This window comes from Pseudomonadota bacterium, from assembly GCA_040752895.1.
GTDB lineage: Bacteria > Pseudomonadota > Alphaproteobacteria.
Window position 1 is genome coordinate 476,966 of sequence record JBFMHN010000002.1, and the last position, 26,981, is coordinate 503,946.

General features: G+C 65.3%; 24 protein-coding genes. 19 read left to right on the plus strand and 5 right to left on the minus strand.

Going from position 1 to position 26,981, the window contains the following annotated elements:
* Positions 1-34 precede the first annotated feature (34 nt).
* Positions 35-1,645 (minus strand): phosphoenolpyruvate carboxykinase, encoded by a 1,611-nt coding sequence (locus AB1781_06155; protein ID MEW5704155.1) that lies wholly within the window; start codon positions 1,643-1,645, stop codon positions 35-37.
* 259 nt (positions 1,646-1,904) lie between these two features.
* Here AB1781_06155 and AB1781_06160 point away from each other — a divergent pair, with 259 nt between their 5' ends.
* The 13 genes from AB1781_06160 to trxA all read left to right on the plus strand — a co-directional run bounded on the left by AB1781_06160 (position 1,905) and on the right by trxA (position 17,616).
* On the plus strand, positions 1,905-2,384 hold the full coding sequence (locus AB1781_06160) for a copper chaperone PCu(A)C (protein ID MEW5704156.1): 480 nt from the start codon (positions 1,905-1,907) through the stop codon (positions 2,382-2,384).
* A gap of 92 nt (positions 2,385-2,476) precedes the next feature.
* Positions 2,477-2,908: an HPr kinase/phosphatase C-terminal domain-containing protein gene (locus tag AB1781_06165; GenBank protein ID MEW5704157.1), complete on the plus strand. Its 432-nt coding sequence runs from the start codon at positions 2,477-2,479 to the stop codon at positions 2,906-2,908.
* Positions 2,908-3,810: an RNase adapter RapZ gene (gene rapZ / locus AB1781_06170; GenBank protein ID MEW5704158.1), complete on the plus strand. Its 903-nt coding sequence runs from the start codon at positions 2,908-2,910 to the stop codon at positions 3,808-3,810. Before AB1781_06165 ends, rapZ begins: the two co-directional genes overlap by 1 nt.
* A gap of 9 nt (positions 3,811-3,819) precedes the next feature.
* Positions 3,820-4,236 carry a PTS sugar transporter subunit IIA gene (locus AB1781_06175; protein ID MEW5704159.1) on the plus strand — a complete coding sequence of 139 codons (417 nt, stop codon included), beginning with the start codon at positions 3,820-3,822 and terminating at the stop codon, positions 4,234-4,236.
* Between the two features lie 6 nt (positions 4,237-4,242).
* Positions 4,243-4,542: an HPr family phosphocarrier protein gene (locus AB1781_06180; protein ID MEW5704160.1), complete on the plus strand. Its 300-nt coding sequence runs from the start codon at positions 4,243-4,245 to the stop codon at positions 4,540-4,542.
* A gap of 127 nt (positions 4,543-4,669) precedes the next feature.
* Positions 4,670-5,968 (plus strand): adenosylhomocysteinase, encoded by a 1,299-nt coding sequence (gene ahcY, locus AB1781_06185; GenBank protein MEW5704161.1) that lies wholly within the window; start codon positions 4,670-4,672, stop codon positions 5,966-5,968.
* A 74-nt stretch (positions 5,969-6,042) separates the two neighbouring features.
* Entirely contained in the window at positions 6,043-8,574 is a 2,532-nt protein-coding gene (locus AB1781_06190) for an ATP-binding protein (protein MEW5704162.1), read from the plus strand.
* Between the two features lie 62 nt (positions 8,575-8,636).
* Positions 8,637-9,143 (plus strand): tRNA (adenosine(37)-N6)-threonylcarbamoyltransferase complex ATPase subunit type 1 TsaE, encoded by a 507-nt coding sequence (gene tsaE, locus AB1781_06195; protein MEW5704163.1) that lies wholly within the window; start codon positions 8,637-8,639, stop codon positions 9,141-9,143.
* Positions 9,136-10,146 carry a phosphotransferase gene (locus AB1781_06200; protein ID MEW5704164.1) on the plus strand — a complete coding sequence of 337 codons (1,011 nt, stop codon included), beginning with the start codon at positions 9,136-9,138 and terminating at the stop codon, positions 10,144-10,146. Before tsaE ends, AB1781_06200 begins: the two co-directional genes overlap by 8 nt.
* Before the next feature lie 2 nt (positions 10,147-10,148).
* Positions 10,149-10,865 carry a nucleotidyltransferase family protein gene (locus tag AB1781_06205; protein MEW5704165.1) on the plus strand — a complete coding sequence of 239 codons (717 nt, stop codon included), beginning with the start codon at positions 10,149-10,151 and terminating at the stop codon, positions 10,863-10,865.
* On the plus strand, positions 10,862-13,837 hold the full coding sequence (gene addB / locus AB1781_06210; GenBank protein MEW5704166.1) for a double-strand break repair protein AddB: 2,976 nt from the start codon (positions 10,862-10,864) through the stop codon (positions 13,835-13,837). Before AB1781_06205 ends, addB begins: the two co-directional genes overlap by 4 nt.
* Positions 13,834-17,235 carry a double-strand break repair helicase AddA gene (gene addA, locus AB1781_06215; protein MEW5704167.1) on the plus strand — a complete coding sequence of 1,134 codons (3,402 nt, stop codon included), beginning with the start codon at positions 13,834-13,836 and terminating at the stop codon, positions 17,233-17,235. The genes addB and addA overlap by 4 nt, the downstream gene beginning before the upstream one ends.
* Before the next feature lie 60 nt (positions 17,236-17,295).
* On the plus strand, positions 17,296-17,616 hold the full coding sequence (gene trxA, locus AB1781_06220; GenBank protein ID MEW5704168.1) for a thioredoxin: 321 nt from the start codon (positions 17,296-17,298) through the stop codon (positions 17,614-17,616).
* 50 nt (positions 17,617-17,666) lie between these two features.
* Here the strand turns inward: trxA and AB1781_06225 are convergent, their stop codons facing one another.
* Complete coding sequence (locus tag AB1781_06225) at positions 17,667-18,026, minus strand: MarR family transcriptional regulator (protein ID MEW5704169.1); 360 nt, start codon at positions 18,024-18,026, stop codon at positions 17,667-17,669.
* A gap of 125 nt (positions 18,027-18,151) precedes the next feature.
* Between AB1781_06225 and AB1781_06230 the strand changes: the two genes are divergently transcribed.
* Both AB1781_06230 and AB1781_06235 read left to right on the plus strand, forming a co-directional pair.
* Positions 18,152-19,342: a class I SAM-dependent rRNA methyltransferase gene (locus tag AB1781_06230; protein ID MEW5704170.1), complete on the plus strand. Its 1,191-nt coding sequence runs from the start codon at positions 18,152-18,154 to the stop codon at positions 19,340-19,342.
* A 49-nt stretch (positions 19,343-19,391) separates the two neighbouring features.
* Positions 19,392-20,579, plus strand: a complete 1,188-nt coding sequence (locus AB1781_06235; GenBank protein MEW5704171.1) for a CoA transferase — start codon at positions 19,392-19,394, stop codon at positions 20,577-20,579.
* A gap of 65 nt (positions 20,580-20,644) precedes the next feature.
* Here AB1781_06235 and AB1781_06240 read toward each other — a convergent pair whose 3' ends face one another.
* Complete coding sequence (locus AB1781_06240; protein MEW5704172.1) at positions 20,645-21,106, minus strand: DUF3775 domain-containing protein; 462 nt, start codon at positions 21,104-21,106, stop codon at positions 20,645-20,647.
* Between the two features lie 160 nt (positions 21,107-21,266).
* Here AB1781_06240 and AB1781_06245 point away from each other — a divergent pair, with 160 nt between their 5' ends.
* Positions 21,267-21,917 (plus strand): cytochrome b/b6 domain-containing protein, encoded by a 651-nt coding sequence (locus AB1781_06245; GenBank protein MEW5704173.1) that lies wholly within the window; start codon positions 21,267-21,269, stop codon positions 21,915-21,917.
* Positions 21,918-21,986: 69 nt separating this feature from the next.
* Here AB1781_06245 and AB1781_06250 read toward each other — a convergent pair whose 3' ends face one another.
* Positions 21,987-23,300: a DUF1329 domain-containing protein gene (locus AB1781_06250; protein MEW5704174.1), complete on the minus strand. Its 1,314-nt coding sequence runs from the start codon at positions 23,298-23,300 to the stop codon at positions 21,987-21,989.
* 11 nt (positions 23,301-23,311) lie between these two features.
* Positions 23,312-24,580 (minus strand): MFS transporter, encoded by a 1,269-nt coding sequence (locus AB1781_06255; GenBank protein MEW5704175.1) that lies wholly within the window; start codon positions 24,578-24,580, stop codon positions 23,312-23,314.
* 136 nt (positions 24,581-24,716) lie between these two features.
* Between AB1781_06255 and crcB the strand changes: the two genes are divergently transcribed.
* The 3 genes from crcB to AB1781_06270 all read left to right on the plus strand — a co-directional run bounded on the left by crcB (position 24,717) and on the right by AB1781_06270 (position 26,793).
* A complete protein-coding gene (gene crcB, locus AB1781_06260) occupies positions 24,717-25,103 on the plus strand; it encodes a fluoride efflux transporter CrcB (protein ID MEW5704176.1) in 387 nt (128 codons plus the stop codon).
* A gap of 8 nt (positions 25,104-25,111) precedes the next feature.
* Positions 25,112-25,594, plus strand: a complete 483-nt coding sequence (locus AB1781_06265; protein ID MEW5704177.1) for a CrcB family protein — start codon at positions 25,112-25,114, stop codon at positions 25,592-25,594.
* A 245-nt stretch (positions 25,595-25,839) separates the two neighbouring features.
* Positions 25,840-26,793: a peptidoglycan-binding domain-containing protein gene (locus AB1781_06270; protein ID MEW5704178.1), complete on the plus strand. Its 954-nt coding sequence runs from the start codon at positions 25,840-25,842 to the stop codon at positions 26,791-26,793.
* Positions 26,794-26,981 lie beyond the last annotated feature (188 nt).

The window sequence follows — 26,981 nt, forward strand, 5'->3', positions numbered from 1 at the left end:
GGTGTCTCCTCCCCGAAGATCCGAAGGTTTTTTTTCAAGCCGCGCGAATGGAGGCGGCTTTCACTTTTTCGTCCACGTGATTTTCGAATTGTTTGAAATTCTTTTCGAACCGCTGCGTCAAATTCCGCGCCGCGAGGTCATAGGCTTTCTTGTCGGCCCAGGTATGCCGCGGATTCAACACCTCGTCCGGCACGTTCGGGCAGCTCTCCGGGATGTGCAGACCAAAGTGCGGGTCCTTCCGCGAGGCTGCCTTCGCCAGCCTCCCGTCGAGGGCGGCGTGCACCATCGCTCGGGTGTGGCCGATCTTCATGCGCTCGCCCGTGCCGTAGGCACCACCGCTCCAGCCGGTGTTCACGAGCCAGCAGTCCACCTTGTGCTTGGCGATCTTGTCGCGCAGAAGCTTGGCGTAAACCGTCGGATGGCGCGGCATGAAGGGTGCGCCGAAGCAGGTCGAGAAAGTGGCTTGCGGTTCGCTGCCCAAGCCCTTCTCGGTGCCGGCGACGCGCGCCGTATAGCCGGAGAGAAAGTGGTACATCGCCTGCTCCGGCGAAAGCCGGCTGATCGGGGGCAGCACGCCGAAAGCGTCGGCCGTCAGCATGATAATCGTTTTTGGATGGCCGCCGGCGCCGTCCTTGCTGGCGTTCGGGATGAAGTCGATCGGGTAGGAGGCGCGCGTGTTTTCCGTGAGCCTGGCGTCGTCTAAGTCGAGTATCCGGCTTCCTTCGTCATAGACGACGTTCTCAAGGATCGTACCGAAGCGCCGCGTCGTAGCGAAAATTTCCGGTTCCGCCGTCGGGCTGAGCCGAATCACCTTCGCGTAGCAGCCGCCTTCGAAATTGAAGACGCCGTTGTCGCTCCAGCCGTGCTCGTCGTCGCCGATGAGAGTCCGCTTCGGGTCGGCCGAGAGCGTCGTCTTGCCGGTACCCGAAAGGCCGAAGAAGATCGCGGTATCGCCGCCCGGTCCCATGTTGGCCGAGCAGTGCATCGGCAGCACGCCGCGTTCCGGCAGCAGGTAGTTCAGAATGCTGAAGACGGATTTCTTGATCTCGCCGGCGTAAGACGTGCCGCCGATGAGGACCAGCCGCTTCGAGAAATCGATGACGATAAAGACGTCCGAGTTCGTGCCGTCCACTTCCGGAATCGCCCGAAAGGAAGGCGCGTGCAGGATCGTGAACTGGGGGACGAAATCCCGCAGCTCGTCGCCGGTCGGCCGAATGAACATGTTGCGGGCGAACAGGCTATGCCAGGCCGTTTCCGTTACCACGCGGACGTGCAGTTGGAACGCTGGATCGCCGCCGCCGTAGCAGTCCTGAACGAAGACCTCCCGGCTTTCGAAATGGCCAAGCAGACGCTTGTAGATGCCGTCGAACTGCGCCAGCGAGATCGGGCGATTGACGGCTCCCCAGTTGATGTTGGCCTGGTTGCCTGGCTCCTGCGTGAAGAATTTGTCGTTCGGCGCCCGTCCGGTATGGACTCCGGTATGGACGGCAAGCGGGCCGCCATGGACCAGGGTACCCTCGCCGCGCCGGATCGCTTCCTCGCAAAGCGTGGGCGTGGCGTAGTTCCAATGAATGTGGGAAAGATTGCGGATGCCATGGCGTTCAAGCCCATGGCTGCTTCGTACAGGGCTGGTCTGCTGCAACATTTTTCCCCTTGGGCAGGACGTTTCGATGGGACTTTTGGGAGGTCTGTGGCGAACGACCCCCCAATCAGCTTTCTCCTATCATGCCGAAATCGGACTGCCGAATCAATTGGACAAAAGAAGTAAATCTCAGCCTTTTCCGCGGCTTTTCTATTGGTGGTGGCGGGCTGCCCTTTGGCGCTTTCCAAAGGCCTTTTCCGGGCCGGGCGGCTGTGGCTAGATGGCGGTCGATTTCAAGACTTGCCACGGAAAAGATCTTGCCATGACACGTTCGACGCGGGGCTTTGCCCTGGCCTTGGTTGGGCTACTTCTTACGGTTGTCGCCGCTTGCGGCGACGGCGGGGAGTCCCGCTTGCTGATATCGGACGCCTGGGCGCGGGCCAGCGCGGAAGGGGCGACGACAGGCGCGGTCTATCTGAGCATCCGGAACAGCGGCCCGGGGGATGACCGCCTGATAAGCGTCGAGACGATGCGGGCTGACAGGGCAATGCCCCATGGCCAGGAAATGAAAGGCGATACCCATCGTATGGTGGCGCTGGACGCCATTTCGCTGCCGGCGGGTCAAGAAGTACGCCTCGAACCCGGCGCCATGCACCTCATGCTGATGGGGCTGAAAAGCCCGCTTCGGGAGGGCGAGACCCTCACCTTGCGGCTGCGTTTCGCCAAGGCGACCGAGGTCGAGCTCGTCGTACCGGTTCTGAACCCCGGAACCGCCGGGCCGTTATCCGAGGAGATGGAGTAGACTCGACAGTCAAGCAACCCAGTCAAGGTGCCGATCGACTCGCGAGCCTTTTCTGGCTCGGTGTCCCGGCTTCGGCGAGGAAAAAGCGCAGCATGATTCAAGTATATGGCACTTCCCTCGCGTGGGAAGGAAAGGCGTTTCTCCTGCGCGGGCCTTCCGGCGCCGGCAAATCCGATCTCGCCCTTCGCCTGATCGAGGAAGGCGCCTGCCTTATAGCCGACGACCAGACGCGGCTTGCGGCCCGGAAGGGGCGGCTGCTGGCCTCGGCGCCGCCGGCGATCGCCGGCCTCCTGGAGATCCGCGGGCTTGGCATCGTGAAGGTGCCGTTTGCCGAACCCTCGCCGCTTGTCCTCGCGGTTGATCTCGTCGCGCCTGCGGCCGTCGAGCGGTTGCCGGAAGTCGCGCATTGCACCTATCTCGGGGTTCGCGTGCCGCGGATGTTGCTTTATCCCTTCGAGGTGTCGGCGACGGCGAAGCTGCGCCGCGCGGCTGCCGCCCTTGCCGCCGGGGAGCTTGCGGCCTGATGGAAAACGCGCGGCAAACCGCTTTGCCTGCTGTGCGCCGGGTGCTTCTGGTGACCGGGCTTTCCGGGGCGGGGCACACGACCTCGCTGCGGGCGCTCGAGGATGTCGGCTTCGAGGCGATCGACAACCTGCCGATTTCCTTTCTTCAGAGGCTTCTGCACGCGCCGGACGGTTCGGCCCGGCCGCTTGCCATCGGAATTGATGTTCGCACCCGCGATTTCGGTGTCAAGGACCTGTTGGAGGCGGTCGCCTCGCTCGAAGAGCTTGAGGGTTTGGATCTCAAGCTTCTGTTTCTGGACTGCGACGACGAGGTCTTGGTGCGCCGCTACACAGAAACCCGCCGCCGTCATCCGGCCGCCGGCGACCGGCCGGTGCTGGACGGCATCGCCCATGAACGGCGTTTGCTGGCGCCCCTTCGCGACCGCGCCAACCTCGTCTTCGACACGACGCGGCTTACCCCTTGGGAGCTTCGGCGGCGCCTGAAGGAAATCTTCGCCAAGGAGGAAGCGGCCGAGCTTCTGCTTTTTCTCACCTCCTTCGCCTATACGAACGGCCTTCCCCGCGAGGCGGACCTCGTCTTCGATGTCCGTTTTCTTGCCAACCCGCACTATGTCCCGGCGTTGCGGCCTTTGACCGGCCGTGATAGGGAGGTTTGCGAATACATCGAGGCGGACCCCGATTTTGCCCCCTTTTTCGACAGCCTGACGGCCATGCTTCGCCTGCTGCTTCCGCGTTTTGAGAAAGAAGGCAAGAACTACCTGACGATCGCCCTCGGCTGCACGGGCGGTCGGCACCGTTCGGTCTTTGTCTCCGAAAAGCTGCAGGGCTGGCTGGCGGGCGAAGGGCAACGGGCCTTTCTCCGCCATCGCGATCTCGAAGCCTTGCCTGAAAAACCCGCCTAAGAGAACCGGATGATCGGACTCGTGCTCGTAACCCACGGCCGTCTTGCGGAGGAATTTGTCCGGGCGCTTAAGCATATCGTCGGACCGCAGCGTCATATCCGGACCGTGTGCATCGATCCCGGCGACGCCGTTGAGAAGCGCCGGCAGGAAATTCTGGACCGCATTTCGGAAGTCGACGACGGGGATGGCGTCATCGTTTTGACGGATATGTTCGGAGGCACGCCGTCGAATCTGGCGATCTCGGTCATGGAGCGCGCGAAGGCCGAGGTGATTGCCGGGTTGAACCTGCCGATGCTGATCAAGCTTGCGAGCCTGCGTGAAGGCACCGACATCGTAACGGCGGCGGCGGCGGCACAAGACGCGGGGCGCAAATACATCCATGTGGCCTCGCGGTTGCTGGCCGAAGAAGAAAAAGTAAAGACGTAACGGGAGATGTCCGTGGTGCGGCGCAAGCAAGCGGCGACTTTCCTTCGCCGACGAGTCAAGATCCGGAACGCGCGCGGGCTGCACGCCCAGGCGTCGGCGAAATTCGTTCGTTGCGCGTCCTCGTTTGATGCCGAGATCGTCGTCGCCCGCCGCGGTGTCATCGTTTCGGGGCTTTCGATCATGGGCCTTCTGACCCTGGCGGCCAGCCGCGGCACGATGATCGAGATTCGGGCCACGGGTCGCGTAGCGGAAGCGGCCATGGACGCTCTCTGCACGCTGGTGCGCGACCGGTTCGGCGAAGACTAAAGGCCAGGGCGGGCGTTTCGCGGCTTGATCGCGGCGCGAAAATCCTGCTATGTCGGGACTTCTTTCCGGGGCCTTCGGGCCCCTTCGGGCAAAGCTTTCGGAAAACCGGGCGGGGTAGGCGCAGCGCATGACTTCTTTCACGGACTTCAAGGTCAAGGATATCGCCCTCGCCGACTGGGGACGGCGGGAGATCGCGATCGCCGAGACGGAGATGCCGGGGCTGATGGCGCTCCGCGAGGAATATGGCCAAGCGCAGCCGCTCAAGGGCGCGCGCATCGCCGGCTGCCTCCACATGACGATCCAGACGGCTGTCCTCATCGAAACCCTGCTCAAGCTGGGCGCCACGGTGCGGTGGAGCTCGTGCAACATCTTCTCGACGCAGGATCACGCCGCCGCCGCCGTCGCCCGGGACGCCCGCGTGCCGGTTTTTGCCTGGAAGGGCGAGACGGAAGAAGAATACGACTGGTGCGTTGAGCAGACGATTCATGGCGCGAAGGACTGGCAACCGAATCTGCTTTTGGACGACGGCGGGGATTTGACCCGCGTCATGCACGACCGCTTCCCGGAACTGATGAAGGACGTCAAGGGCATCTCCGAGGAGACGACGACCGGCGTGCTTCGCCTGCGCGAGATGGAAGCGGAAGGGCGCTTGCGGGCGCCTGCCATCAACGTGAACGATTCGGTCACGAAGTCGAAATTCGACAATTTATACGGCTGCCGCGAGAGTTTGATCGACGGCATCAAACGGGCGACCGACGTCATGCTGGCCGGTAAGGTCGCCGTCGTGAACGGCTATGGCGACGTGGGCAAGGGCTGCGCCGTCTCGCTGCGCGGCCAGGGTGCCCGCGTCCTGGTGACGGAGGTTGACCCCATTTGCGCGCTTCAGGCGGCGATGGAAGGGTTCGAGGTCACAACGATGGACGAGGCTGCGTCCATCGGTGACATGTTCGTCACCGCGACCGGCAACGTGGATGTCATCACGCTAGACCATATGCGGAGGATGCGGGACCGGGCGATCGTTTGCAACATCGGTCATTTCGACAGCGAAATCCAGGTCGAGGCGCTCCGGAATTACACGTGGGAAGAGGTCAAGCCGCAGGTGGACGAAATCGTCTTTCCGGACGGCAAGCGGCTTATCCTGCTGGCCAAGGGACGCCTCGTGAACCTGGGCTGTGCGACGGGGCACCCCAGCTTCGTGATGAGCGCTTCCTTTTCGAACCAGGTGCTTGCCCAGATCGAGCTCTGGCAAAACCACGCGAGTTACGAACGGAAGGTTTATGTGTTGCCGAAACGGCTCGACGAGAAAGTTGCCCGGCTCCACCTCGCGAAGCTTGGGGCGAAACTCACGCAGCTTACGGAAAAGCAGGCCAAATATATTGGCGTGAAGCCCGCCGGGCCTTTCAAGCTGGACCACTACCGCTACTAGGCGGGGACCCTTCGCCAGCGGCGGCGGGCTTGTTCGCGCCCTGGTTCGCGCCTAAACTTTCGGTTGTGTGGAAAATGTGGAAAACGGGGATAAGGCGTCGTCTCGTCGGATCCGAACGTCGCGCCGCCTTTGCCGCCGCCCCGTTCGCAGGACTGGAGAACGGGCTGGAGGGGTCTCTTTCGGACCCCTTCCTGCAAGGGCTTGCCGTCCTCGTTGTCGGTCTTGCGGTTCTTGGCCCGCTCGGTTTCCGCTCGGTCTGGCGTAGGCGGCGGGCGGCCGGCGCGCGCGGGGAGAAGGCGCGGCGGGAAATGGCCGAGCTTCACGCGATTTTAGAAAAGGCGTCGGCCGGGTTTTTCTTCTGGCGGGCGGGCGAGACGCAGGAAACGGCCTTCGGCGATTTTTCCGCCTTTGGTTTCGACGGCGCGACCGATGCGGGGCCGGGTTTCGAGGGGGCGCTTCGGCGCTTCGAAGCCGACTCGGCCGAGCAATTGCAAAAAGCGGTCTCGAAACTGCGCGCCGGGGCCGGGCGTTTCGATCTGGATCTCGCGACGGACGACGCGCGTCGCTTGCGGGCGCGCGGACAGCGGCTTGAATCGGCGGATGGCGAGGCGATCGGCGATCTGGTCCGGCTGGAAGACGTAACCGAGGTCGAAGCCCGCGCCCTGCAATTCACCCAATTCGCCCAGCGCAACGCGAAACTTCTGAAAGACCGCGAGCGGCTTCGGTTTCTTCTTGATCAATTGCCGTTCCCGGTTTGGCTTCGCGGGCCAGACCTCAAGCTTGAATTTTGCAACCGGGCGTACGCCTCCGTCGTCGGCCTGCGCGCCGAGGAGGCGGTCGCGCGCGGCCGGGAATTTGCCGAGGGCATCATCGGCGAACAGGGGCAGGCCTTGGCGAAGCGCGCCCATCGGGTCGGCTCGCCGCAATCGGAAAGCCATCACTTTGTCGTTGACGGCGTGCGCCGCCTGCTCGAAGTCACCGAGATTCCGTTCACAGCCGCCGCCGGCATGGTGGGCTACGCGCAAGACTTCACGGAAGTCGATCGCGTGCAGGACGAGCTTGGCCGGCATATCGACGCCCAGGCAAAGGTCCTCGAAGGGCTTGCCACGGCGATCGCCATCTACGGGCCGGACACGCGGCTTAAATTCTTCAACCGGGCCTTCGCGCTGCTGTGGCGGCTCAACGAGGAATGGCTGCGGATGGAGCCAACCCAGGGCGAGGTGCTGGAGACGCTCCGCGCCCGAAGGCGCTTGCCGGAAACGGTGGATTTCCCGGCCTACAAGAAGGGCCAGCTGGCCCGCTTCACATCCCTTATCGACCCGGTCGAGGAACTCTTGCATCTGCCGGATGGCGCCACGCTGCGTTCGAGCGTCTCGCCCCATCCTTTCGGGGGGCTGCTTTGCACCTACGAGGACGTGACGGACAAGCTCGCGCTTGAACGCTCTTACAACACGCTGATCAAGGTACAGCGGCAATCGCTCGACAACCTCTACGAAGGGGTTGCCGTGTTCGGAAGCGACGGGCGCCTGAAACTCAGCAACCCGACCTACGCCCAAATCTGGGGCTTTGCGCCGAACGAGCTTGAAGGGGAACCGCATATTTCCGAAATCGTCGACAAGTCCGCGCGCTTTGCGGCGCCGGAGGATTGGCCCGTCTTGCGGGCGCGGATCGTTGCCGGCACGTGCGAACGCGCCGCGAAAAACGGACGCTTTCATCGCCAGGACGGCACGGCGATTGATTTTGCCAGCCTGCCCTTGCCGGACGGCGGCGTGCTCTGGCGCTATGTGGACGTGACGGACAGCACGCGGGTCGAGCACGCGCTTCGCGAACGGAACGAGGCGCTGCTGGCGGCCGACAAGCTGATGTCGGAATTCGTCGCCCATGTTTCGTACGAGTTGCGGACGCCCTTGAACACCATCATCGGCTTCGCCCAGCTTCTGGAAAACGCCTACTTCGGCGATCTGAACGATCGGCAGCAGGATTACGTGGCGGGTATTCTCGTTTCCTCTCAGGTGCTGCTTTCGCTGATCAACGACATTCTCGATCTCGCGCTGATCGAAGCCGGCCAGATGCCCATCCGGCGCGAGGAGGTGGCGATACGGTCATTGCTGGAAGAAGTGCTGCGGCTTGTTCGCGAAAAGGCGAACGAGAAAAACTTGACCGTCGTCATGGATATTCAGGGCAATCCCCCGCCGATCTATGCCGACAAGCAGCGCCTGAAACAGGTTCTCTTCAAGCTTCTGAACAACGCGATAAACTTCAGCACGCCGGGCGGTGAAGTTTCGCTTTCCGCCCGCAAGGAAAGGGCGGACCTCGTCCTGCAGGTCACGGACACCGGTGTCGGCATCCCGCGCGAGGAGCAGACGCGTATCTTCGAGAAGTTCGAGCGCGGCAGTTCGAGCAAGGGGCGCGGCTCGGGCCTCGGCCTCTCCCTGGTGAAGAAGTTCGTCGAACTGCACTACGGCCAGGTCGATCTCCAATCCGAGCCCGGCCAGGGTACGGCCGTTCGCTGCCGCCTCCCCTATGCCGCCCGGGACGTTGCGGAAGGCGAGGCGCCGCCCGCCGGCGAGGCGCAGCCCGTACCGCCGATGAAGACCGGCACCTGAGCTTCCTTCCTTTTTGTGACCACCGGTTGCAGGCGGCAAGCGCCGCCGCTACAAACGGGTGAATGGCTTCCGACACCCGCGTGCTGCAACGCGTTCTCGCCGACTTGGCGGCGACGGAGAATCTTGCGCGCGCCCTGGCCGGGCTTGTCCGCCGCGGTGACGTCATCGGGCTGGCGGGCGAACTCGGCGCCGGCAAGACGACGTTCGCCCGCGCCTTCCTTCGCGCCCGTGCCGGCGCGGAACGGGAGGAGGTGCCGTCGCCGACCTTCACCCTGGCGCAGGCCTACGATCTGCCGGGTTTGCCGGTCTGGCATTTTGACCTTTACCGCCTGGCGAAGGCGGAGGACGCCTTCGAGCTCGGCATCGAAGAGGCCTTCGCGGAAGGGGTTTCCCTCATCGAATGGCCGGGCCGCCTGGGCAGGTGGCTGCCCGTCGACCGCCTCGATATCGTGCTGACGCAGGGACCCCTGCCGGACGCCCGTAACGCCATGCTGGTTGGCCGCGAAAGCTGGGCGCGGAGACTGGATGATCTCGAAGCCCTCGAAGCGGGTGCCGCCTCCGATGCCTGAGCGGACGCAGCAGAGGGAAGCCTTTCTCGCCGCCTGCGGCCTGGCGGGCAGCAGGCTTTTTCCCCTGGCGGGAGACGCCTCCTTCCGCCGCTACTTCCGGCTTTCGGGCGCGGCAGGGCGCTGGGTGCTGATGGATGCCCCGCCGGAGCGGGAAGACGTCCGCCCCTTTCTGCAGCTGGCCCGCCATCTTCGCGCGCTTGGCTATAGCGCGCCCGAAATTATCGCCACCGACGCCGAGGCCGGCTTTCTGCTGCTCGAGGATCTGGGCGAGGCGACCTATACCCGCGTCCTGGCCGAGACGGGCATGGAAGAACCGCTCTACCGCCTCGCCATGGATCTGTTGATCGACCTCCATCGCAAGCCCTTGGCCGAGGGGGTGCCGCCCGGCCTGTCGGCCTATACGGACGCGCGCTTTCTGGAAGAGGCGTGCCTCCTTCTTGATTGGTACCTGCCGGCCGTGACCGGGAAGCCGGTGCCGGAGAAGGCCCGCGCGGCGTACGCCGCGCTGTGGCCGCCGCTCTTCGCCCATGTCCGGAGCGTCCCGGAGACTCTCGTCTTGCGCGACTACCACGTGGACAATCTTATCTATTTGCCGGAGCGCGAGGGTGTTCGCGCCTGCGGGCTGCTTGATTTCCAGGACGCGGTCCGCGGGCCGGCCGCCTACGACGTCGTCTCGCTGCTTGAGGACGCAAGACGCGACCTTTCGCCCGGCCTGGTTGATCGCATGTGCGCGCGCTATGTCGAGGCCTTTCCGGCGCTCGACCGGCAAGCCTTCGCGCGGGCTTACGCGATCCTCGGCGCGCAGCGAAACTGCAAGATTCTCGGCATCTTCACGCGTCTCTTTCGGCGCGACGGAAAGTCCGCTTATCTTGCCCACATTCCCCGGGTATGGCGCCTGCTGGAGGGGGATATGAAGGCCGGCGTTCTTGCCCCCTTGCGGGCGTGGCTGGACGCAAACCTGCCGGTTGCCCTTCGCAAGACGCCGGAGGCCGAAGGCGGATGACGATGGCCTGGATGCCGAAACGGGCGATGGTGCTGGCGGCCGGGCGCGGCGAGCGCCTGCGTCCGCTGACCGACAGGCTCCCCAAGCCGTTGATCGCAATCGCCGGACGGAGCCTGCTCGACCGGGCGCTGGACCGTCTCAAGGAGGCCGGCGTCGAGGAGGTCGTCGTTAACCTGCAACACCTGGGAGAGAAAATCCGGCAAGCGCTGGCCCGGCGCGACGACGTGCGGATTGTCTATTCGGAAGAAAAAGAACGCCTTGAAACCGGCGGCGGCATCGCGAAGGCGTTGCCGCGGTTCGGCCAGGCGCCCTTCTTCGCCGTGAACGGGGACGTGCTGTGGGAAGAGGGAGGGCCGCCGGCCCTTCGGCGCCTGGCCGAAGGCTTCGACGCGGCGCGGATGGACGGCCTTCTTCTGGTGCAGCCCCGCGCCGCGGCCTTGGGCTATGACGGCAACGGCGATTTCGAGCTTGGCGCAGGAGGAAAGCTCATCCGGCGGCAGGGAAATACAGCGCCTTACGTTTTCACCGGCATCCAGCTTTTGCATCCCAAGCTTTTCGAAGGCGCGCCCGGCGGGCGGTTTTCCATGAATCTTCTGTATGACGCGGCTCTCGCCAAGGGCCGCCTTTTCGGCCTTGTGCATGTGGGGGCCTGGTACCACATTGGAACGCCCGAAGCCCTTGCTGCGATCGAGGAAAGGTTTCGGGCGGGGCGCCCATGATCAAGCCGTCTCCCAAGCCGCCGCGCTGCTTCACGATCCCGCCCGGCAAACCCTTCGTCGACGCGCTGGCCGCCGGCCTTCTCGAAGAGACGGCCGCGGACCCTTCCCTTCTTGCCGACTACCGGATTTTACTGCCGACCCGCCGCGCCGTCCGCGCGCTTCGCGAAGCCTTCCTTCGCCTGAACGGCGGCCGGCCGATGCTGCTGCCCGCCATGACGCCGATCGGCGACATCGACGAGGAAGCGCTTTTCTTTGAAACCAGTGCCTTTCCCGAGGCCGAGGCGTCCCTGCCGCCGGCCATCCCGGAGTTACGCCGAAGGCTTCTTCTGAGCGAGCTCATCCTGCACAAGGGCCTGGCGCGGAAGGACGGCTTGGCACCGCCAAGTCCCGACCAGGCCGCCCTGCTGGCCGCCGAGCTTGGCCGCCTTCTCGACCGGGTCGAAACCGAACGCCTTTCTTTCGAAGGCCTTTTGAAACTGGCGCCGGAGGACTACGCCTCGCATTGGCAGGAGACGCTCGGCTTCCTCGGCATCCTGACCGAACACTGGCCGGCGATCCTCATGGCCGAGGGCTGCATCGGTCCGGCCGACCGCCGCAACCGCCTGCTCGAGCTTCAGCTCAAGGCGTGGATGAAGACGCCGCCGAAGGGCCCGGTCGTGGCGGCGGGTTCGACGGGCAGCATCCCGGCGACGGCGGACCTTTTGAATCGGGTGGGGCGGCTTGCCAATGGCCGGCTCGTCCTGCCCGGCCTCGACCGGTTCATGGACGAGGAAAGCTGGGCGAGGCTCGACCCCACCCATCCCCAGTTCGGGCTGAAGCAGCTGCTCGAACGGCTCGAGATTGCGCGTGCGGCCGTCCGCGACTGGCCGGCCCCCGGCATCGCCGAGACCCCGCCCTTGCGTGCCGAACTGGCCTCGGAACTCATGCGCCCCGCCGCGACGACCGACGCCTGGCACCGTGGGCGGCGGGAATGGAACGCCGCCCTTCGTGAAGTTTCCTACGTCGAATGCCGGGACCCGACGGAAGAGGCGGGCATCATCGCCCTGCTGCTGCGCCGCGCGCTTGAGGAAGAAGAAACGCGCGCCGCCCTCGTCACGCCGGACCGCAATCTGGCGCGCCGGGTCGCTGCCGAGCTTCGGCGCTGGGCAATCGAGGTGGACGATTCCGGCGGCACGCCGCTTGGCGCCACCGCGCCCGGCGCCTTCCTGCGGCTTATCGCGCACCTGGCGGGGGAAGCGATGGCGCCGGTTCCGCTGCTCGCCTGCTTCAAGCACCCGCTTGCCGTCGGCGGGCTTCCGCCCGGCGCCTTCCGCCGGCAGACCCGCGCGCTGGAGGCGGCGGTCTTGCGGGGCCCGCGCCCCGGTTCCGGCTTCGAGGGGTTGAAGCGCGCGCTGGAGGCGTCCGGGCACCCGGAGAAAGCAAAACTGCGGGCCTGGCTTGCGGCGCTGGAGACGGCGGCCAAACCGTTCGTGCAAGCCGTGGCCGGGCGAAAGGCGCGGCTCAAGGATCTTCTCGATGCCCATGTCCGCTTCGCGGAAAGCCTTGCCGCCACGCCGGAAGAACCATCGGGCAGCCGGCTTTGGGCGGGCGAGGCGGGCGAGGCGTTGGCCGACTTCATCGCCGATCTCCGGCAGGCGGCGCGAAGCTTTCCCCCGCTCGCCGGCGCTTCCTACGCCGGCCTTTTCGAATCCCTGCTCGCCGGCCACGCCGTTCGCCCAAAGCTCGGCCAGCATCCGCGAATCCACATCTGGGGGCCGCTGGAAGCGCGGTTGCAGCACGCCGATCTCGTCATCCTCGGCGGCCTTAACGAAGGGACCTGGCCGCCGGAGGCGGCGGCCGACCCCTGGATGAGCCGTCCGATGCAGGCGAAGTTCGGCCTTCCCCTGCCGGAGCGCCGGATAGGCCTTGCCGCCCATGACTTCGCCCAGGCCTTCTCGGCGCTGCGCGTCGTGCTGACGCGCGCCGGCCGGGTGGAGAACGTGCCGACGGTGCCGTCGCGCTGGCTGCTTCGGCTCGAAAGCCTGATTGGTTCCCTCGAAGCGATCGCGGCGAAGGAGAGCTTGCGTTGGTGCGCGTTTCTCCAGCAGCCGATAGAGACTTTCGCGGCGTGCGCGCCATGCCCGCGCCCGTTGCTCGCCGCGCGGCCGCGCAAGCTTTCCGTCACCGAGATCGAGACTTGGATGCGGGACCCTTACGCGATCTATGCCCGCCGCATTCTCAAGCTCGAACCGCTCGACCCGCTCGACGCCGACCCCGGCGCCGCCGAACGCGGGCGCTTCATCCATGAAGCGCTCGACCGCTTCGTCCGCGCCCATCCCGGCCGCTTGCCGAAGGACGCGGTGGCAAAGCTGCTGGCGATCGGGCGCCAGGTCTTCGGGGCCGCCCTTGCCTATCCCGGCGTCGCCGCCTTCTGGTGGCCGAGGTTCGAGCGCATCGCCCAGTGGTTTGTCGCCAAGGAAAACGACCGCCGCGCCGGGCTTCTGGAATCCGCGACGGAAGTGCGGGGACGTCTCGTCTTCGAGGCACCCGGCGGGGCGTTTCTGCTGACCGCGAAGGCGGACCGCATCGACCGCTTGCGCGAAGGCGGGCTCGTCATCCTCGATTACAAAACGGGCGCGCTGCCCAAGCCGAAGGACATCGAAGCCGGGCTTTCGCCGCAGCTTCCGCTCGAGGCTGTCCTCGCCGCGGCCGGCGGCTTCGAAGGGCTGGCGAAAGAGGCCGTCGCCGAGCTTCTCTACCTGCGCCTAAGCGGCGGCACGCCGCCCGGCGAAGAAAAGACAGTGCAGAAAAACCCGGAAAAACTCATGCTCGAAGCAAGGGAAGGGTTGGCCCGCCTGATCGCGGCCTTCGACGACCCCGCAACGCCCTATCTTTCCGAGCCCCGGCTCACGGTGCGCCCCGCTTACCGCGCCTACGAGCACTTGGCCCGCGTTCAGGAATGGACGAACCCGCGCGAGGGAGGAGATTCGTGAAGGCGGAAAAATACGGGAACCAGCAGGCGGCGGCCAACCCAAAACTTTCCGTCTGGGTGCGGGCAAACGCCGGCACCGGCAAGACGCACGTGCTGATGAACCGCGTGCTGCGCCTTCTTCTCGACGGCGCGCCGCCCTCGAAAATTCTCTGCCTCACCTTCACGAAGGCCGCCGCCGCCGAAATGGCGCAGCGCATTTACAAGGAACTCGGCGCCTGGACGCGGCTGGACGACAAGACCCTTGCGGAAAAGCTCGACGCGCTTCGCGGCAAGGCCCCGTCGGCCGAAGACCTGTCGAAGGCGCGGCAGCTTTTCGCCCATGCCCTCGATGTGCCGGGCGGCCTCAAACTTCAGACAATCCACGGCTTCTGCGAATCCCTTCTCGCCCGCTTTCCGGTCGAGGCCGGCGTCGTTCCGCACTTCACCGTGGCCGATGAACGCGCCGCCGCCGAATTGCTTCGGGAGGCGCGCGAGAGGGTTTTTCTCGCGGCGGGCAAAGCGGCAGGCTCGGCCCTCGCCGCCGCCCTTCAAGAAGTAACGGCGCAGGTGGCGGAGGGAAAGTTCCTCACCGTTCTGGAAGCCCTGGTCGGGGAGCGCGGCAAACTCCGCCGCGGGCTTGCCCGGTACGGCGGCGCGAACGGCCTTGCGCGCGTCGTCCGGGAACGCCTCGGCCTCGGGCCGGACGAAGACAGGTCCGCGATTCTTGGCGCCGCCGCGCAAGACAAGGCTTTCGATGGCAAGGCGTTGCGGCGGGTCGCGCGCGGGTTGAGCGAAGGCAGTGTGACCGACCAGGCGCGTGGGGCAAAGCTCGCCGCCTGGCTTGGCGCTTCGGCGGCCGAACGGAAGGAAGGCTTCGACGCCTATCTCGAGGTCTTCTTTATCGGCGGCGGCAAAGGCAAGCGCCGCGCCGAGCTCGCTTACACGGCGACCCTGGAACGGTGCCCGGATGCGATTGAAATCTTGGCGGCGGAGGCGGACCGGCTGGACGCCCTGCGCGAAAAATTGAAAGCCCTCGCCATGGCCCGCGCCAGCCAAGCCCTGGTCGGTATTGGCAAGGCGCTGCTCGAGGCGTACGAGGATTTGAAACGGCAGGCCGCCCTTCTCGATTACGACGACCTCATCTTCGAGGCCCGCCGCCTGCTCGAGCGGGAAGGGATTGCGCCCTGGGTGCTCTACAAGCTCGACGGCGGCATCGACCATATCCTGGTGGACGAGGCGCAGGACACCAACCCGGACCAGTGGCGGGTCATCGCGGCGTTGGCCTCCGAGTTCTTTACCGGCGCCGGCGCGCGGGAAAATTTGCGCACGGTCTTCGCGGTGGGCGACGTCAAGCAATCCATCTTCGGTTTCCAGCGCGCCGACCCCGAAGCCTTCGCCGCCATGCGGGACCATTTCGCCGCCCGCGTCCAGGCGGCGGACGAACAATGGCGGGATGTGCCGCTCGAACTTTCCTTCCGTTCCGCGCCGGCGATCCTGCAGGCGGTGGACGCGGTTTTTTGCCGGGACGACGCCCGCGACGGGGTGGCGTTCGGGGTTGCGCGGATCCAGCACAAGCCTGAGCGGCAGGGCCAGGCCGGCCGCGTCGAGCTGTGGCCGCCGGAGCGGGAGGAGAAGCCCGCGCCGGAAAAGCCCTGGACGCTTCCTCTCGAACAGCTTTCCGCGGACGCGCCGGAAAGCCGCCTTGCGAAAAAGATCGCGGCCCAGATCCGGACCTGGCTCGATACCGGTGAACGGCTTCCTTCCCGTGACCGCGCGATCCGTCCCGGCGATATTTTGATTCTCGTCCGGCGGCGCCACTCCTTCTTCGAGGAACTCGTGCGCACGCTGAAAGAGCACGATATCCCGGTCGCCGGTCTCGATCGCATGGTGCTAACCCGGCAGCTCGCGGTCCGCGACCTGATCGCGTTCGGGCATTTCGTCCTGCTGCCGGAGGACGACTTGACGCTCGCCACCGTGTTGAAAAGCCCCCTCGTCGGTCTCGATGAGGACGCACTCTTCGAGCTTGCCCATGGGCGGCAAGGCACGCTTTGGGAGGCGTTGTGCGCTTGCCGCGCGAAGTGCGAGAAATTTGCCAGCGCCCACGCCCTGCTTGCGGCCTGGCTTGCGAAGGCGGACTTCGTGCCGCCTTTCGAGTTTTTTGCTTCCCTTCTCGGGCCTTCCGGCGCCCGCACGCGTCTTGTCGCGCGCTTGGGCCGCGAGGCGAACGACCCGATGGACGAATTCTTAAGTCTCGCCTTGGCTTACGAAAAGCTGCACGCGCCTTCCCTCGAAGGGTTCCTTCATTGGCTCGCGGCCGGCAAGTCGGAGATCAAGCGCGACCTAGAACGCGGCCGGGACGAGGTTCGCGTCATGACGGTTCACGGCGCGAAGGGCCTCGAAGCGCCGATCGTTTTTCTGCCCGATACTTGCCAGATGCCGCGCCCGCAGGAGGACAATCCCCTTCTCTGGCTCGAAGGCGACGTTCTTCTCTGGCCGCCGCGCCGTGAACATGAGGTGGGCGCCGCCCGCGCCGCCCGCGCCGCCCAGGCGCGCCGCCGCGATCAGGAATACCACCGCCTCCTTTACGTGGCGATGACGCGGGCCGAAGACCGGCTCTATATCGGCGGCTGGGAGAAGAAGGCCGCCGGTTGCTGGTACGACCTCATTCGCCAGGGCCTCGAAGGGATCGCCAAGCCGGTCACGCTGGTCGGCGGAGAGGAAGGCTTGCGGCTCGAGACGCCCCAGAAGCGGCAGCCCAAGGCGAAGGCTGAAGCCGCCGAAACCACCATATCGGTGGTGAGTGGCCTGCCGGACTGGGCGCGGAAGGCGCCGAGGCCCGAGCCCGCGCGGGTGCGGACCTTGAGCCCGTCGCGCGCCGCCCTTTCCGAGCCGCCGGTCCGCTCCCCGGTCGGCGCCGACGAGGGTTTGCGCTTCCGGCGCGGCCGGCTCGTCCACCGGCTCCTGCAATTCCTGCCCGGATTGCCGCAAGCCGATCGCCCAGCCGCCCTCCGGCGCTACCTTTCCCAGCCCGCCCTCGCCCTTAGGGAAGCCGCCGGGGCCGACATCGCGGCGGAGGTGATGGCGGTTCTTGAGGCCGGCGACTTCGCGCCCATATTCGGGCGGGGAAGCCGCGCCGAGGTGCCGATCGTGGGCGAAGTGAATGGGCAGGTCATCGCGGGCCAGGTGGATCGTCTTCTGGTCACCGACGATTTAATTCTCGTTGTTGATTACAAGACGCAGCGCACCCCGCCCGAGACGGCGGCGGAGACGCCCGAAATTTACCTTCGCCAGATGGCCGCCTATACCGGCCTGCTCGCGAAAATCTACCCGGGACGCCGGGTGCGGGCGGCGCTGCTCTGGACGGATGGGCCTAAGCTCGTGCCCTTAAAGGAGGAATGGCTGCGGCCTTACGCGCCTTGACGCTTCTCCTGCAGCCACCTAGATTCGAGCGGCCTTAAAGAAAAAAAGACGGGAGAAAGCATGAGCATTACCCACGTGACGGACGCCTCTTTCGAAAAGGACGTTCTCAACGCCGCCGGTCCGGTCCTGGTCGATTTCTGGGCCGAATGGTGCGGGCCCTGCAAGCAGATCGCGCCGATCCTGGAACAGATCGGCCAGGAGATGGGGGATCGCGTTTCGATCGCCAAGGTCGATATCGACAGCAACCCGCAAACGCCGACCCGCTATGGCGTGCGCGGCATCCCGACCCTCATTCTGTTCAAGGGCGGCGAGGTGGCGGGCGTGCGCGTCGGCGCCATGCCGAAAAGCAAGATCGAGGAATGGATCGAATCGATCCTTTGAAACTTCGGATACCCGCGCGCGCCCAAAAAACCCGCCGCTAGGCGGGTTTTTCATGCGTCCGCCGCGCCCGTTCCGGCGGCCGCCCGCAAGGTGGCGTCGGCGAATTCCCGCAAATAGACGGACCCCTTGACCGTCCGCTGGACGAGAACGTTCCGGCGGTCGCTGTCGTCCCGCTTGCGTCGGGCGAGATCAAGCAGGCCCAAGCGATCGAGCGCGCGGGTCACGGCTGGCTTCGAGACATGGAGTTGCGCCGCCAGGCCCCGCACGGTGTGGGGCGGCGGCGTCAGGTAAACGGTGAGCAGGATGGCGAACTGGCGCGTCGTCAAATCCGGCGTCTCGCGGCGGAGGCTTTGCACGATCGTCTCCCGCCAGAGATTGAGCATCGCGATAGGGTCGGGAGCACTCGCCATCGAAGGACGGCTCGGTCGTTTCGGCTGCGAAACTGAATTCCACCACAAAGCGGGAAGGGGGGCAAGGCGGGCGCGCATCCTTAGAGGCCCTCGACGCCGCTCGCCACCCGCGCTAGGAAGGCCCTATGCTCACCCTTTGCCTGAAGAAACGCGCCGCCGCCCGCATCCGCGGCGGCCACCCCTGGATCTTCCGCGACGACATTGCGCTTACCTCCGAACTCGAACTCGCCCCGCCCGGCAGCTTGGCCCGGGTGGTGGACCCGCAAAGCCGCGCCCTGGGCATCGCCACTTTCTCGCCTTCGCCCACCCTTGCCGCCCGGCTGCTTAGCCGCAACCCCCGCCAGGCCATCGATCTGCCCTTCTTCCGCCGCCGGGTGGAAAAGGCGCTGGCGCAGCGCGAACGCCACTTCGGGGAACCGTTTTACCGGCTCATCTACGCCGACAGCGACGGTTTCCCCGGCCTTGTCGTCGATCGCTTCGGCCCTTACCTCGCCTGTCGGGTCACGACGGCCGGCATGTGGCGACTTCTTCCCTTGTGGCGTGCGGCGCTTCTTGCCGTGCTGGCGCCCAAGGGGCTTGTCATCGATCATTCCGATCCTTTGCTCGCCGGCGAGGGCGTTCCCTCCGGTCTCGCTATCGAGGGCGAGGTGCCGGACACCGTGCCGGTGCACGAAGGTGCTCGCCGCTACGTCGCGGACCTCCGCCATGGGCAGAAGACGGGCTGGTTTTTCGACCAGCGCGCCAACCACGACTACGTGCAGAGCGTGGCGGCAGGCGCGCGCGTGCTCGATCTCTATTGCCACGCCGGCGGTTTCGGCATCGCGGCTGCGGTTGGCGGCGCGCACGAGGTGACGATGGTGGACAGCTCCGAACTTGCGCTCTCGCTCGCGTGTGCCTCGGCGGCGGCAAGCGGGGTCGGCGAACGCTGCCGCGGGATGCGCGCCGAGGTCTTCGCCGATCTTGAAGCGCGCCGCGCGGCGGGTGAGAGCTACGACCTCGTCATCGCCGACCCGCCCGCCTTCATCAAGACCCGCGCCCATGTCGGCCAGGGCCTCAAGGGCTATGCGAAGCTTGCCCATCTGGCGGCTGGCGTCACCGCGCGCGGCGGGCTGCTGTGCCTGGCGTCGTGCTCCCATCACGCCGGCCCGGCTGCCTTCCGGCGGGCCTGCGAGAAAGGCCTGAAGGCCTCGGGCCGCGCCTTTACGCTCGCCCACCATGCCGGTGCCGCCCGCGACCATCCGGTGCATCCGAAATTGCCGGAAAGCCGTTACCTGACGTTTCTCGCCTACCGTCTCGACGGGGCGGGGATGTGCTAGCTTGGGCTTGCGAAGCTGGGGTTACGAAGGGGAAGCGGCGGGCGTGTCGATGGCCGATTTCGATCCGGATTTTCCGTTTGCCGGGCTTCGCGTGCTCGAGATCGCGCAAGGCATCGCGGCGCCGGGGGCGGGCGCGCTGCTTGCCGCCTATGGCGCCGACGTTATCAAGGTCGAGGATCTGGCGGGCGACTGGGCGCGGGGGCTAGGGAGGCCCTTCGGCGATCTTTGCGCGGCCTTCGTCGCCGTTAACCGGGGAAAACGCAGCTTCGCCCTCGACCTGCGGTCGGAAGCGGCGCGCGGGGTTTTGAAAACGCTCGCCCTGCGGGCCGATGTCTTTCTCCAGAACTTCCGCCCCGGGGTCATGGACCGCTTAGGCCTTGCTTACGCTGACCTCGGCCCTTCGCGCCCGGGCCTCGTGTACGCCTCGCTTTCCGGCTTTGGAACCGAAGGCCCCTACCGCGACCGCCCGGCCACCGATTCGGTTCTTCAGGCGATGAGCGGCATCCTGGCGCTCAACCGCGGCGACGACGGCCGCCCCCATAAGATGGAAATCCCCGTCGTCGATCTGGCCAGCGCGCTCAATCTCTTTCAGGCGATCGCGATGGCTCTCTTCGTGCGCGCAAGAACGGGCCGGGGGCGCCTCATCGAGGCCTCGCTCCTTGAGACCGCAGCCTGGCTGCAGGCGGCAAACCTGGCCGAGCACGCCGCCACCTCGGGCGCGCCGCCGGCGCCGCTCACTACACCCTCGGCCGTCTTCGAGACAGCGGACGGCCTGCTCGTCGTCGTCGCCTTCGGGGACGACCAGTTCGCAAGGCTGTGCGGGGCGCTTCGCCAGAACGCGCTGGCCGAAGACCCGCGCTTTGCCACCGCCCAAGCCCGCATCCTGAACCGCGAGGCGCTCGTGCCGCTGCTCGCGGCGGGCTTCCTTGCCCGCTCGACCGCCGCCTGGGAGGAAGCCCTTGGCGCGGCCGACATTCTGCATTTCCGGGTGAACGATATCGCGGCCTTCTTGCGTGACCCGCAAACGACGGGTCTTTTCGCGACGGCCGGCCAAGGGACGATGGGGCGCTTGCCGGTTCCCCGCGTCGTGGGAACGCGCGCCCTTCCCGACGGTGCGGCCGGCATACAGGCGCCCCATCTCGGCGCTCACGGACGCGAGGTCCTGCGGGAGCTTGGCCTGGCCGAGCTGGAGATCGAACGGCTTTGCGCGGCGGGTATCGTAGGCCAGCCGCGCTAGGGGCCGGCCCGCTCGGCGAAGGAGAAGGCGGCAAGCAGGCCGGCGATCAGAAACGCAACCGGCGCCTACAGCCGATCGATTTCGTATTCCTCGCAGGAATAGCCGAGCTGGGAGAAGCCTTCTTCGAGGAAGTCGCCGAGAAGGGGCGTGCCGACGAGGTAGGCAATCACTTTTTTGTCGAGGGTTTCCCTGGCTTCGGCAAGGATGTCCGGCCAGTCCTCGGCCGTGTAGTCCTCGCGCCCGAGCCACACCATGGCCAGCACCTCCGCGAGTTCGTCCTCGTTCAGGTTCTCGAGCGCGCTTGTCAACTCCTGCAGCGTGGGATCGTCGGCGTAGTCTTCGAGAATCTCGATGTCCCGGTCGTCGGTCGGGTTGTCGCCGGTGTCGAGCCCGGCCGGCGCCACCTTGACGTCGAATTCGCGCGCCTTGATGATGATGTAGCAAATCTTTTCGGGGCTGACGGTTAAAACGTCTCCCTCGCCGTTTGGCTCGGCCACGCCTGCCCCCTCGGTTTTCTTTTCGGCCATGGCTGCTCCCTTCCTTTTCTTTGCGGACGCCCGATGATGGCGAGACGGGCGCTAAAAGTCCATGCCGGAAATAGGGGGAATCGGCATGCGGCTTTTGTCTGTTTGGCGGGCGCCGCGCGGGCGTTAGAGTGGTGCCCGAAGCACACACCGGAGGTCGCGCATGCGCGAAGATCATCAATCGACGCAGGTTTACGTGTGGGACCTTTATGTGCGCGTTGCGCACTGGGTGCTGGTCGCGGCCTTTACCATCGCCTTTGTAACGGAGGACGAAACGATGGGGCTGCACGCATGGGCCGGCTATGTGGTCGGCGCGCTCGTTCTGATGCGGGTCGTCTGGGGGGTTATCGGGCCAAAGCATGCCCGCTTTAGCGATTTTCTCTCCAGGCCGGCCGCCGCCGTCACCTATGTCCGCGATCTTTTTGCCCTTCGGGCCAAGCGCTATCTCGGCCATAGCCCGGGCGGCGGCTTCATGGTGGCGGTCCTGTTGTGCAGCCTCGCGGTTACGGTCGCAACCGGGCTCATCGTCTACGCCGCCGAACACAAGGCGGGGCCCCTGGCCGGCTTCTTCGCCGCAACCCCCGCCGGCGTCTTGACGGCAGCGCCCGGCCGGTCTTCGGAAGAGAAAGAGGAAAACGGGAAGAAGGGGCATACCGAAAGCGCGCTCGGCGAAGCGGTCGAGGAACTGCACGAGTTCTTCGCTAACTTCACGCTGGCGCTGGTGATTGTTCACATCGGCGGCGTGCTGTTCGCCAGCTTCGCCCATCGCGAGAACCTCGTCAAATCCATGCTCACGGGATACAAGCGGCGCTAGATGACGTCCCGGTGCGTGTTCGTGAAGACGGGGCCTCGCCGGGATGTTATGGGAAGTCGCCTGGCCGCCTTACCTTCCGTAGGATTGTATCGTTTGTTCGTTGATATCCGTCGGGTCAATGCCGCTGTTGAATTTGGAATCCTTATCGACGATCAAAATCGTCGCATGGTTTTCATTAAAGTCCGAAATCACCGACCAGCTTGGCCAGACAATAATCTCGGCGCCGTCCCGCTCGGATCGGAAGACGTGATAGCCTTGGATCATGGTTTTCCATAACGAATTGCTTTTGTTATAGAATTCCCCAAGATACACATTCCAATTTTCTGCATCGACATAGATCAGCTTGCGCCCGTAGGGGTGGTCTTCGGGGGGGATGGCCTCGATGACGTAAACCTCGCGCGGCTCCCATCGGTCAACGGGGTTCCAGAAAGGCGGCTCCGCAAGGTTGAATCCGGGGAATCGGCCGGCAAGGGTTGCCGCGCTTTTATTCCAGAAGGGATTCCTCGAATTCGCGATCGCGAGAATTTTCTTTTTTCCGATCAGGCGGTAGCTCCGATACCAGGTCGGGTAGGCGCTGAATATGGCGATATCGTCCCCCACCAGATTGGTTCGTGGAATTCGAAGATTCCATAGGGTTCCGGAAAGTCTTTTTAGCCGGCGTCTCTGTTTCAGCCGTAGGTAGACGAGGTCGGGGCGGTCAACGTCGTGGCGTACGATGTAAACGCCGTTTCCCTCGATATCTTGAGGCGCCAGGGCGATCCGTATCAGCTTCTCCAAAATATCGCCCTCGCCGCGAACCGGACCGCCTTTTTCCCGGAGCACGCCTTTCAGGAACACCCGGATGACATGATAAAGCTCCGTCGTGTGTATGCCGGCTTTGCCGCTTACCAGAAGAAGCAGCGTATTTGGCAGATCCTGTGAATCGCCGTGTTGCTGCCCGTAATACAAATTCCATATGACTTTTATCGCGGCGTGCGGATCGTCGGAATCGACCATGGGAAACGGCACGCCTGCGCGCCAGCCGATAACACGGCGTGATTTTTCATCGAAGGTGACTCGGCGGGTATTGTCGCGCGTGAATTTCTCCATCACGGGGTCCTTCACCGGCGGCTTTGCGTGCGCCAATTCCAGCGTCAGGCCTTTCTCGCGGATTTGCCACTTGAAAACGTCGGGAATCATCGTCGCGATCGGCACGCCCTCGAAGGTTTTCTTGCCGATTTCATCCAGGTTATCCGCGCGGATAACCGTGCCTTCTCGGGCTTCCTCCGCGAAAGCAGGAATGGGCCGCGCGAAAAAGAAAAGCAGCGAAAGAAGCAGAAAGAGCGCGCAAGCCGGACCGCCGGGCATGGTTCTCGAAGACGGAGCGGTCGGCAGGATACTCATACCGATTCGCCTCAGCGCGCCTTGACCAAGACAAGAGTCCCGGCCGCCATCAGAAAGGCGGCGACCCCGAACCCGAACGTTGGCGAGACGGCCGTCCATAAGAGACCTATCGCCGAACTGGAGATGAACTTGGCCGCGCCGTTGACTACGCCGAGCGCGCCGTAACTTGTGGCAAGGATATACGCGTCCACCATTTCGGCGGTGACCGTCGGTTCCAGCGCTTCCTGCACGGCCACATAAAGACCGGCGCCGAAGAAGACCGCGGCCAGGATCGCGATCCGGTCCACGTCGAGCGCAAAGGCAAGCGCGACAAGTCCCGCGGTGAGCGCGCCCACGGCATAGCCGAAGATGAGGACGCTGCGCTGGCCGTAGCGGTCGGCCCGCGCGCCAATGGGGTAAAGGGCGAGGGCCTGCACGACGTTGCGCCACACATACAGCAACCCGGCGATCTGGGCCGCCCGGACGATGCCCATCGTGGGGGCAAGCAGCTGCGTCGCCGCCAGGATCAGAAGGCTGTGCGAGAAGTCGCCCAGTCCGAAAACGCCGACGGCGCCGAGGTAGCGTTTGAAGCGGGCGGGCAGGTCGCGCAGAGTCGCAAAGAATCGCAACGCCGGGTTGGGTGAACGTTTGGGATCCTTGACCAGGAACAGGAAGGCGAGAACCGCGAGCAGGCCGGGTGCCATGGTCAGCCAGAACACCAGGCGGAAGGGTTCCGCGGTGTCCTTTCCCGCAAGCGTCTGCGCCCAGCCGAGCAGGGCGACACCGAGCAATGGCCCGGCAATGGCGCCGAGCGTATCCATCGTGCGGTGAAAACCGAACGCGCGTCCGCGCGCGTCCGGCGAAATCGCTTGAACGATGATGGCGTCGCGCAGGGGGCCGCGCAGGCCTTTGCCGAACCAGGACACCAGCCGGCCGAGCAGAACAAGCGGCCAGCCCGCGGCGAGCGCAATCAGCGCCTGCCCGACCGGCGTAAGCCCGTAACCGACGAGTACTAACGCCTTGCGGTGGCCGAACTTGTCCGCGATATAGCCGGCGGCCATTTTCGTGAAACTCGCGATGGCGTCGGCCGTTCCCTCTATGACGCCGAGAACCACCGCGGGAAGCCCGAGCACGGCAAGAAAGCTCGGCAGGATCACCGTGGTCGTTTCGTAGCAGAGATCCCCAAGCGCGCTCGTCAGGCCGGCGCCGGCGACCGTGCGGTTGAACCACCCCGGCTTTGGCGCCGCCCTTTCGGCGAGGTCTTTCGCTGCGGTCGGGTCGGCAGGCGATGGTGAAGTCATTGGGCTTCCACCGATAGGCTTGGGTTGAACGGCGTCGCGGGGAAAGAGTAGCCTTTCTCTCGCCAAGGCTCCACGGGCGCCGCCGAAGGTCGGGGGCTGGAGCGGACGCGGCATCGCATGCAGGGAAGGGGGCTGGATGGAAAGTTTGGCGTGGGTCGTGTCGGGATGCGCCTTGGGCGGCGTCGCGCGCTTCTGGCTGTCCGGGGTGGTGGGCCGCCGCATCGGCGAGACGTTCCCTTGGGGGACGTTGGCCGTAAACGTGAGCGGCGCCTTCGCGATCGGGGTGATCGCCGCCGCGGCTGGCCAGGGCTGGTTCGCCGACCCCAACGCCTGGCGGTTCGCCGTGACCGGTTTTCTCGGGAGCTACACCACGGTTTCCTCGTTCAGCCTCCAGACCCTGGCTTTGGTGCGCGAGGGTAGCAGCCGGCAAGCGGCGGGCAACGTCGCGCTGTCCCTGGGGCTCTGCCTGCCCGCCACGGCTCTCGGCCTTTGGGTCGGGGCCGGCCTTCTGGTGTTCGGTTGAGGCCGGAGATGACGCCCCGCGAGACCGATTCAAAACCGCCCGCGTCTTGCCGTTCCGTTCCGGCGTCCCGGTTGGCGGCACTCCGGGTCGCCGCCCCGCTCTATGTGGCGGTCGGGCTCGGCAGCGTCATCGGGGGAACCGCGCGCTGGCTTGCCTCGGAATTCCTGCGCGAGTGGGCGGGTGCTGGATTCCCCTGGGGAACCCTATTCGTCAATGTCACGGGTTCCCTCTTGATCGGTTTCTACGCCGCGCTTGCCGGGCCCGATGGCCGGCTCTTCGCCGGCCCGCGCCAGCGGCACTTCGTGATGACGGGAATCTGCGGTGGCTACACGACCTTTTCGTTCTTCGGTCTTGAAACGCTTTCTTTCCTGGAGGCCGGCCGAGATGCGTTGGCGGGCCTTTACGTGGCCGTCTCGGCGATCGGGTGGCTCGCCGCCGCCTGGGGCGGCTTCGCGCTGGCGACCAGAATCAACCGTTTGAAGAGAGCTTGACCCATGCGCATTCCAGAACAGGCGCCGCCGCCGCGTATCTTCGTCTGATTCCTCGTTTAGCCTCCAGACCCCGGCTCTGGTGCGCGAGGGTAGCGGCGGGCCGGCAAGCGGCGGGCAACGCCGCGCCGTCCTTTCGCGCTCTCCGGTGGGGCGGCCTTGCCGTGGCGCCGGCCGTGGAATCGGCTAGGATACCCCGAGCTTGGGCGCGTTCGGCATCGGGAGTGTCTATCGAAATGGGGGGCGGCATGAAACGGATGGCAAGTGTGGTCGCGCTATTGTTCGCTTTGACGCTTGGCCTTGTGGCGGGCGCATCGGGCGCGGGCGCGGAGGACGATTTGACTACCGACAAGATCGTCAAAATGAGCCCGGAGGAAATGCGCGCCGCCCCGGCGGTGCCTTTCCTGCGCGCCTTCGAGGATGCGCCGGCGCGCGAAGAGTTCCGTCTCGCGCTGCAATATGGCTTGCGCGTTCTCGGCTTTTACGAGGGATGGCCCAATGGCGAGGACGATGCGGCCATGAAGACGGCGGTGCGCGCTTTCCGGGCGGCGCGCGGCGAGCACGCGGCGGACACATTGTCCGTCGGCGACGTGAGCGACCTTGCCGAGCGCATGGCGCTGTTCGAACCCGATCGCTTCCATTTCCGGCGGAGCTTCTGGTTCGATCCGCCGCCGGACAGCCAGACGGCCGGCGCCAACGGCACATGGGTGGACCGCTCCCTGCAAGGCAAGGCGGATTACGCCGGCTATTTCGGCCTGCGCAATTATGTCGAAATAAGTTGCGACCGGGAAAAGATGACATGCCTGGAAATGCAGCTGAAGATCGATTGGGGCGGCGAGCATGGGTACTTGCTCGCGTTAAAACCCGCCTCTTTCGCGCTAACGTTTTCGGAAGGCGAGCAGATTGTCGCTATCGACCGTAGCGCGAATTGCTATGCCGTGACGCTGACAATCGACCTCATCGCCAAGCGAGCGGAGCGGCGGGTGGACAATCATCAAACGCCTTATTGCCCAAACGAGAAAGGTGATATGGGGCCGTCTTTTTACGATCTCGTCTCGCCCGAGACCCTGTTCGGTCCCGGCTGGGAAGAAGACGAAAAGCGGCGTAGCGAAGCCTTGAGTCCGGAACTGCGCGCGCTCCGCGAGCGGGTTCGTACCGGCAAGGCCTGGGAAAGAATCGGCAATCTGGCCGGGTTCCGCTGATCCGGAAAAGGGGGGAAGATTCTGCGCGCCGTGCGGGTCGCGGTGGTCTGCCGGGCTTTTCCCGCGCGATCCCAGCATCGGGCTCGATCCGTGGTTCCGCATCAAAGATGTGCATATTGCCGCGCGGGATGACCTGAAATTAAGCGCTGCCGCCTTTACCTATCGTGTGCGGTCGTTAAAAATCCCGC

Bases quoted from the DNA above. Each gene is read 5' to 3' on its own strand.
- AB1781_06155 (MEW5704155.1), bottom strand. From the start codon at position 1,645: ATGTTGCAGCAGACCAGCCCTGTACGAAGCAGCCATGGGCTTGAACGC.
- AB1781_06160 (MEW5704156.1), top strand. From the start codon at position 1,905: ATGACACGTTCGACGCGGGGCTTTGCCCTGGCCTTGGTTGGGCTACTT.
- AB1781_06165 (MEW5704157.1), top strand. From the start codon at position 2,477: ATGATTCAAGTATATGGCACTTCCCTCGCGTGGGAAGGAAAGGCGTTT.
- rapZ (MEW5704158.1), top strand. From the start codon at position 2,908: ATGGAAAACGCGCGGCAAACCGCTTTGCCTGCTGTGCGCCGGGTGCTT.
- AB1781_06175 (MEW5704159.1), top strand. From the start codon at position 3,820: ATGATCGGACTCGTGCTCGTAACCCACGGCCGTCTTGCGGAGGAATTT.
- AB1781_06180 (MEW5704160.1), top strand. From the start codon at position 4,243: ATGTCCGTGGTGCGGCGCAAGCAAGCGGCGACTTTCCTTCGCCGACGA.
- ahcY (MEW5704161.1), top strand. From the start codon at position 4,670: ATGACTTCTTTCACGGACTTCAAGGTCAAGGATATCGCCCTCGCCGAC.
- AB1781_06190 (MEW5704162.1), top strand. From the start codon at position 6,043: ATGTGGAAAACGGGGATAAGGCGTCGTCTCGTCGGATCCGAACGTCGC.
- tsaE (MEW5704163.1), top strand. From the start codon at position 8,637: ATGGCTTCCGACACCCGCGTGCTGCAACGCGTTCTCGCCGACTTGGCG.
- AB1781_06200 (MEW5704164.1), top strand. From the start codon at position 9,136: ATGCCTGAGCGGACGCAGCAGAGGGAAGCCTTTCTCGCCGCCTGCGGC.
- AB1781_06205 (MEW5704165.1), top strand. From the start codon at position 10,149: ATGGCCTGGATGCCGAAACGGGCGATGGTGCTGGCGGCCGGGCGCGGC.
- addB (MEW5704166.1), top strand. From the start codon at position 10,862: ATGATCAAGCCGTCTCCCAAGCCGCCGCGCTGCTTCACGATCCCGCCC.
- trxA (MEW5704168.1), top strand. From the start codon at position 17,296: ATGAGCATTACCCACGTGACGGACGCCTCTTTCGAAAAGGACGTTCTC.
- AB1781_06225 (MEW5704169.1), bottom strand. From the start codon at position 18,026: ATGGCGAGTGCTCCCGACCCTATCGCGATGCTCAATCTCTGGCGGGAG.
- AB1781_06230 (MEW5704170.1), top strand. From the start codon at position 18,152: ATGCTCACCCTTTGCCTGAAGAAACGCGCCGCCGCCCGCATCCGCGGC.
- AB1781_06235 (MEW5704171.1), top strand. From the start codon at position 19,392: ATGGCCGATTTCGATCCGGATTTTCCGTTTGCCGGGCTTCGCGTGCTC.
- AB1781_06240 (MEW5704172.1), bottom strand. From the start codon at position 21,106: ATGGCCGAAAAGAAAACCGAGGGGGCAGGCGTGGCCGAGCCAAACGGC.
- AB1781_06245 (MEW5704173.1), top strand. From the start codon at position 21,267: ATGCGCGAAGATCATCAATCGACGCAGGTTTACGTGTGGGACCTTTAT.
- AB1781_06250 (MEW5704174.1), bottom strand. From the start codon at position 23,300: ATGAGTATCCTGCCGACCGCTCCGTCTTCGAGAACCATGCCCGGCGGT.
- AB1781_06255 (MEW5704175.1), bottom strand. From the start codon at position 24,580: ATGACTTCACCATCGCCTGCCGACCCGACCGCAGCGAAAGACCTCGCC.
- crcB (MEW5704176.1), top strand. From the start codon at position 24,717: ATGGAAAGTTTGGCGTGGGTCGTGTCGGGATGCGCCTTGGGCGGCGTC.
- AB1781_06265 (MEW5704177.1), top strand. From the start codon at position 25,112: ATGACGCCCCGCGAGACCGATTCAAAACCGCCCGCGTCTTGCCGTTCC.
- AB1781_06270 (MEW5704178.1), top strand. From the start codon at position 25,840: ATGAAACGGATGGCAAGTGTGGTCGCGCTATTGTTCGCTTTGACGCTT.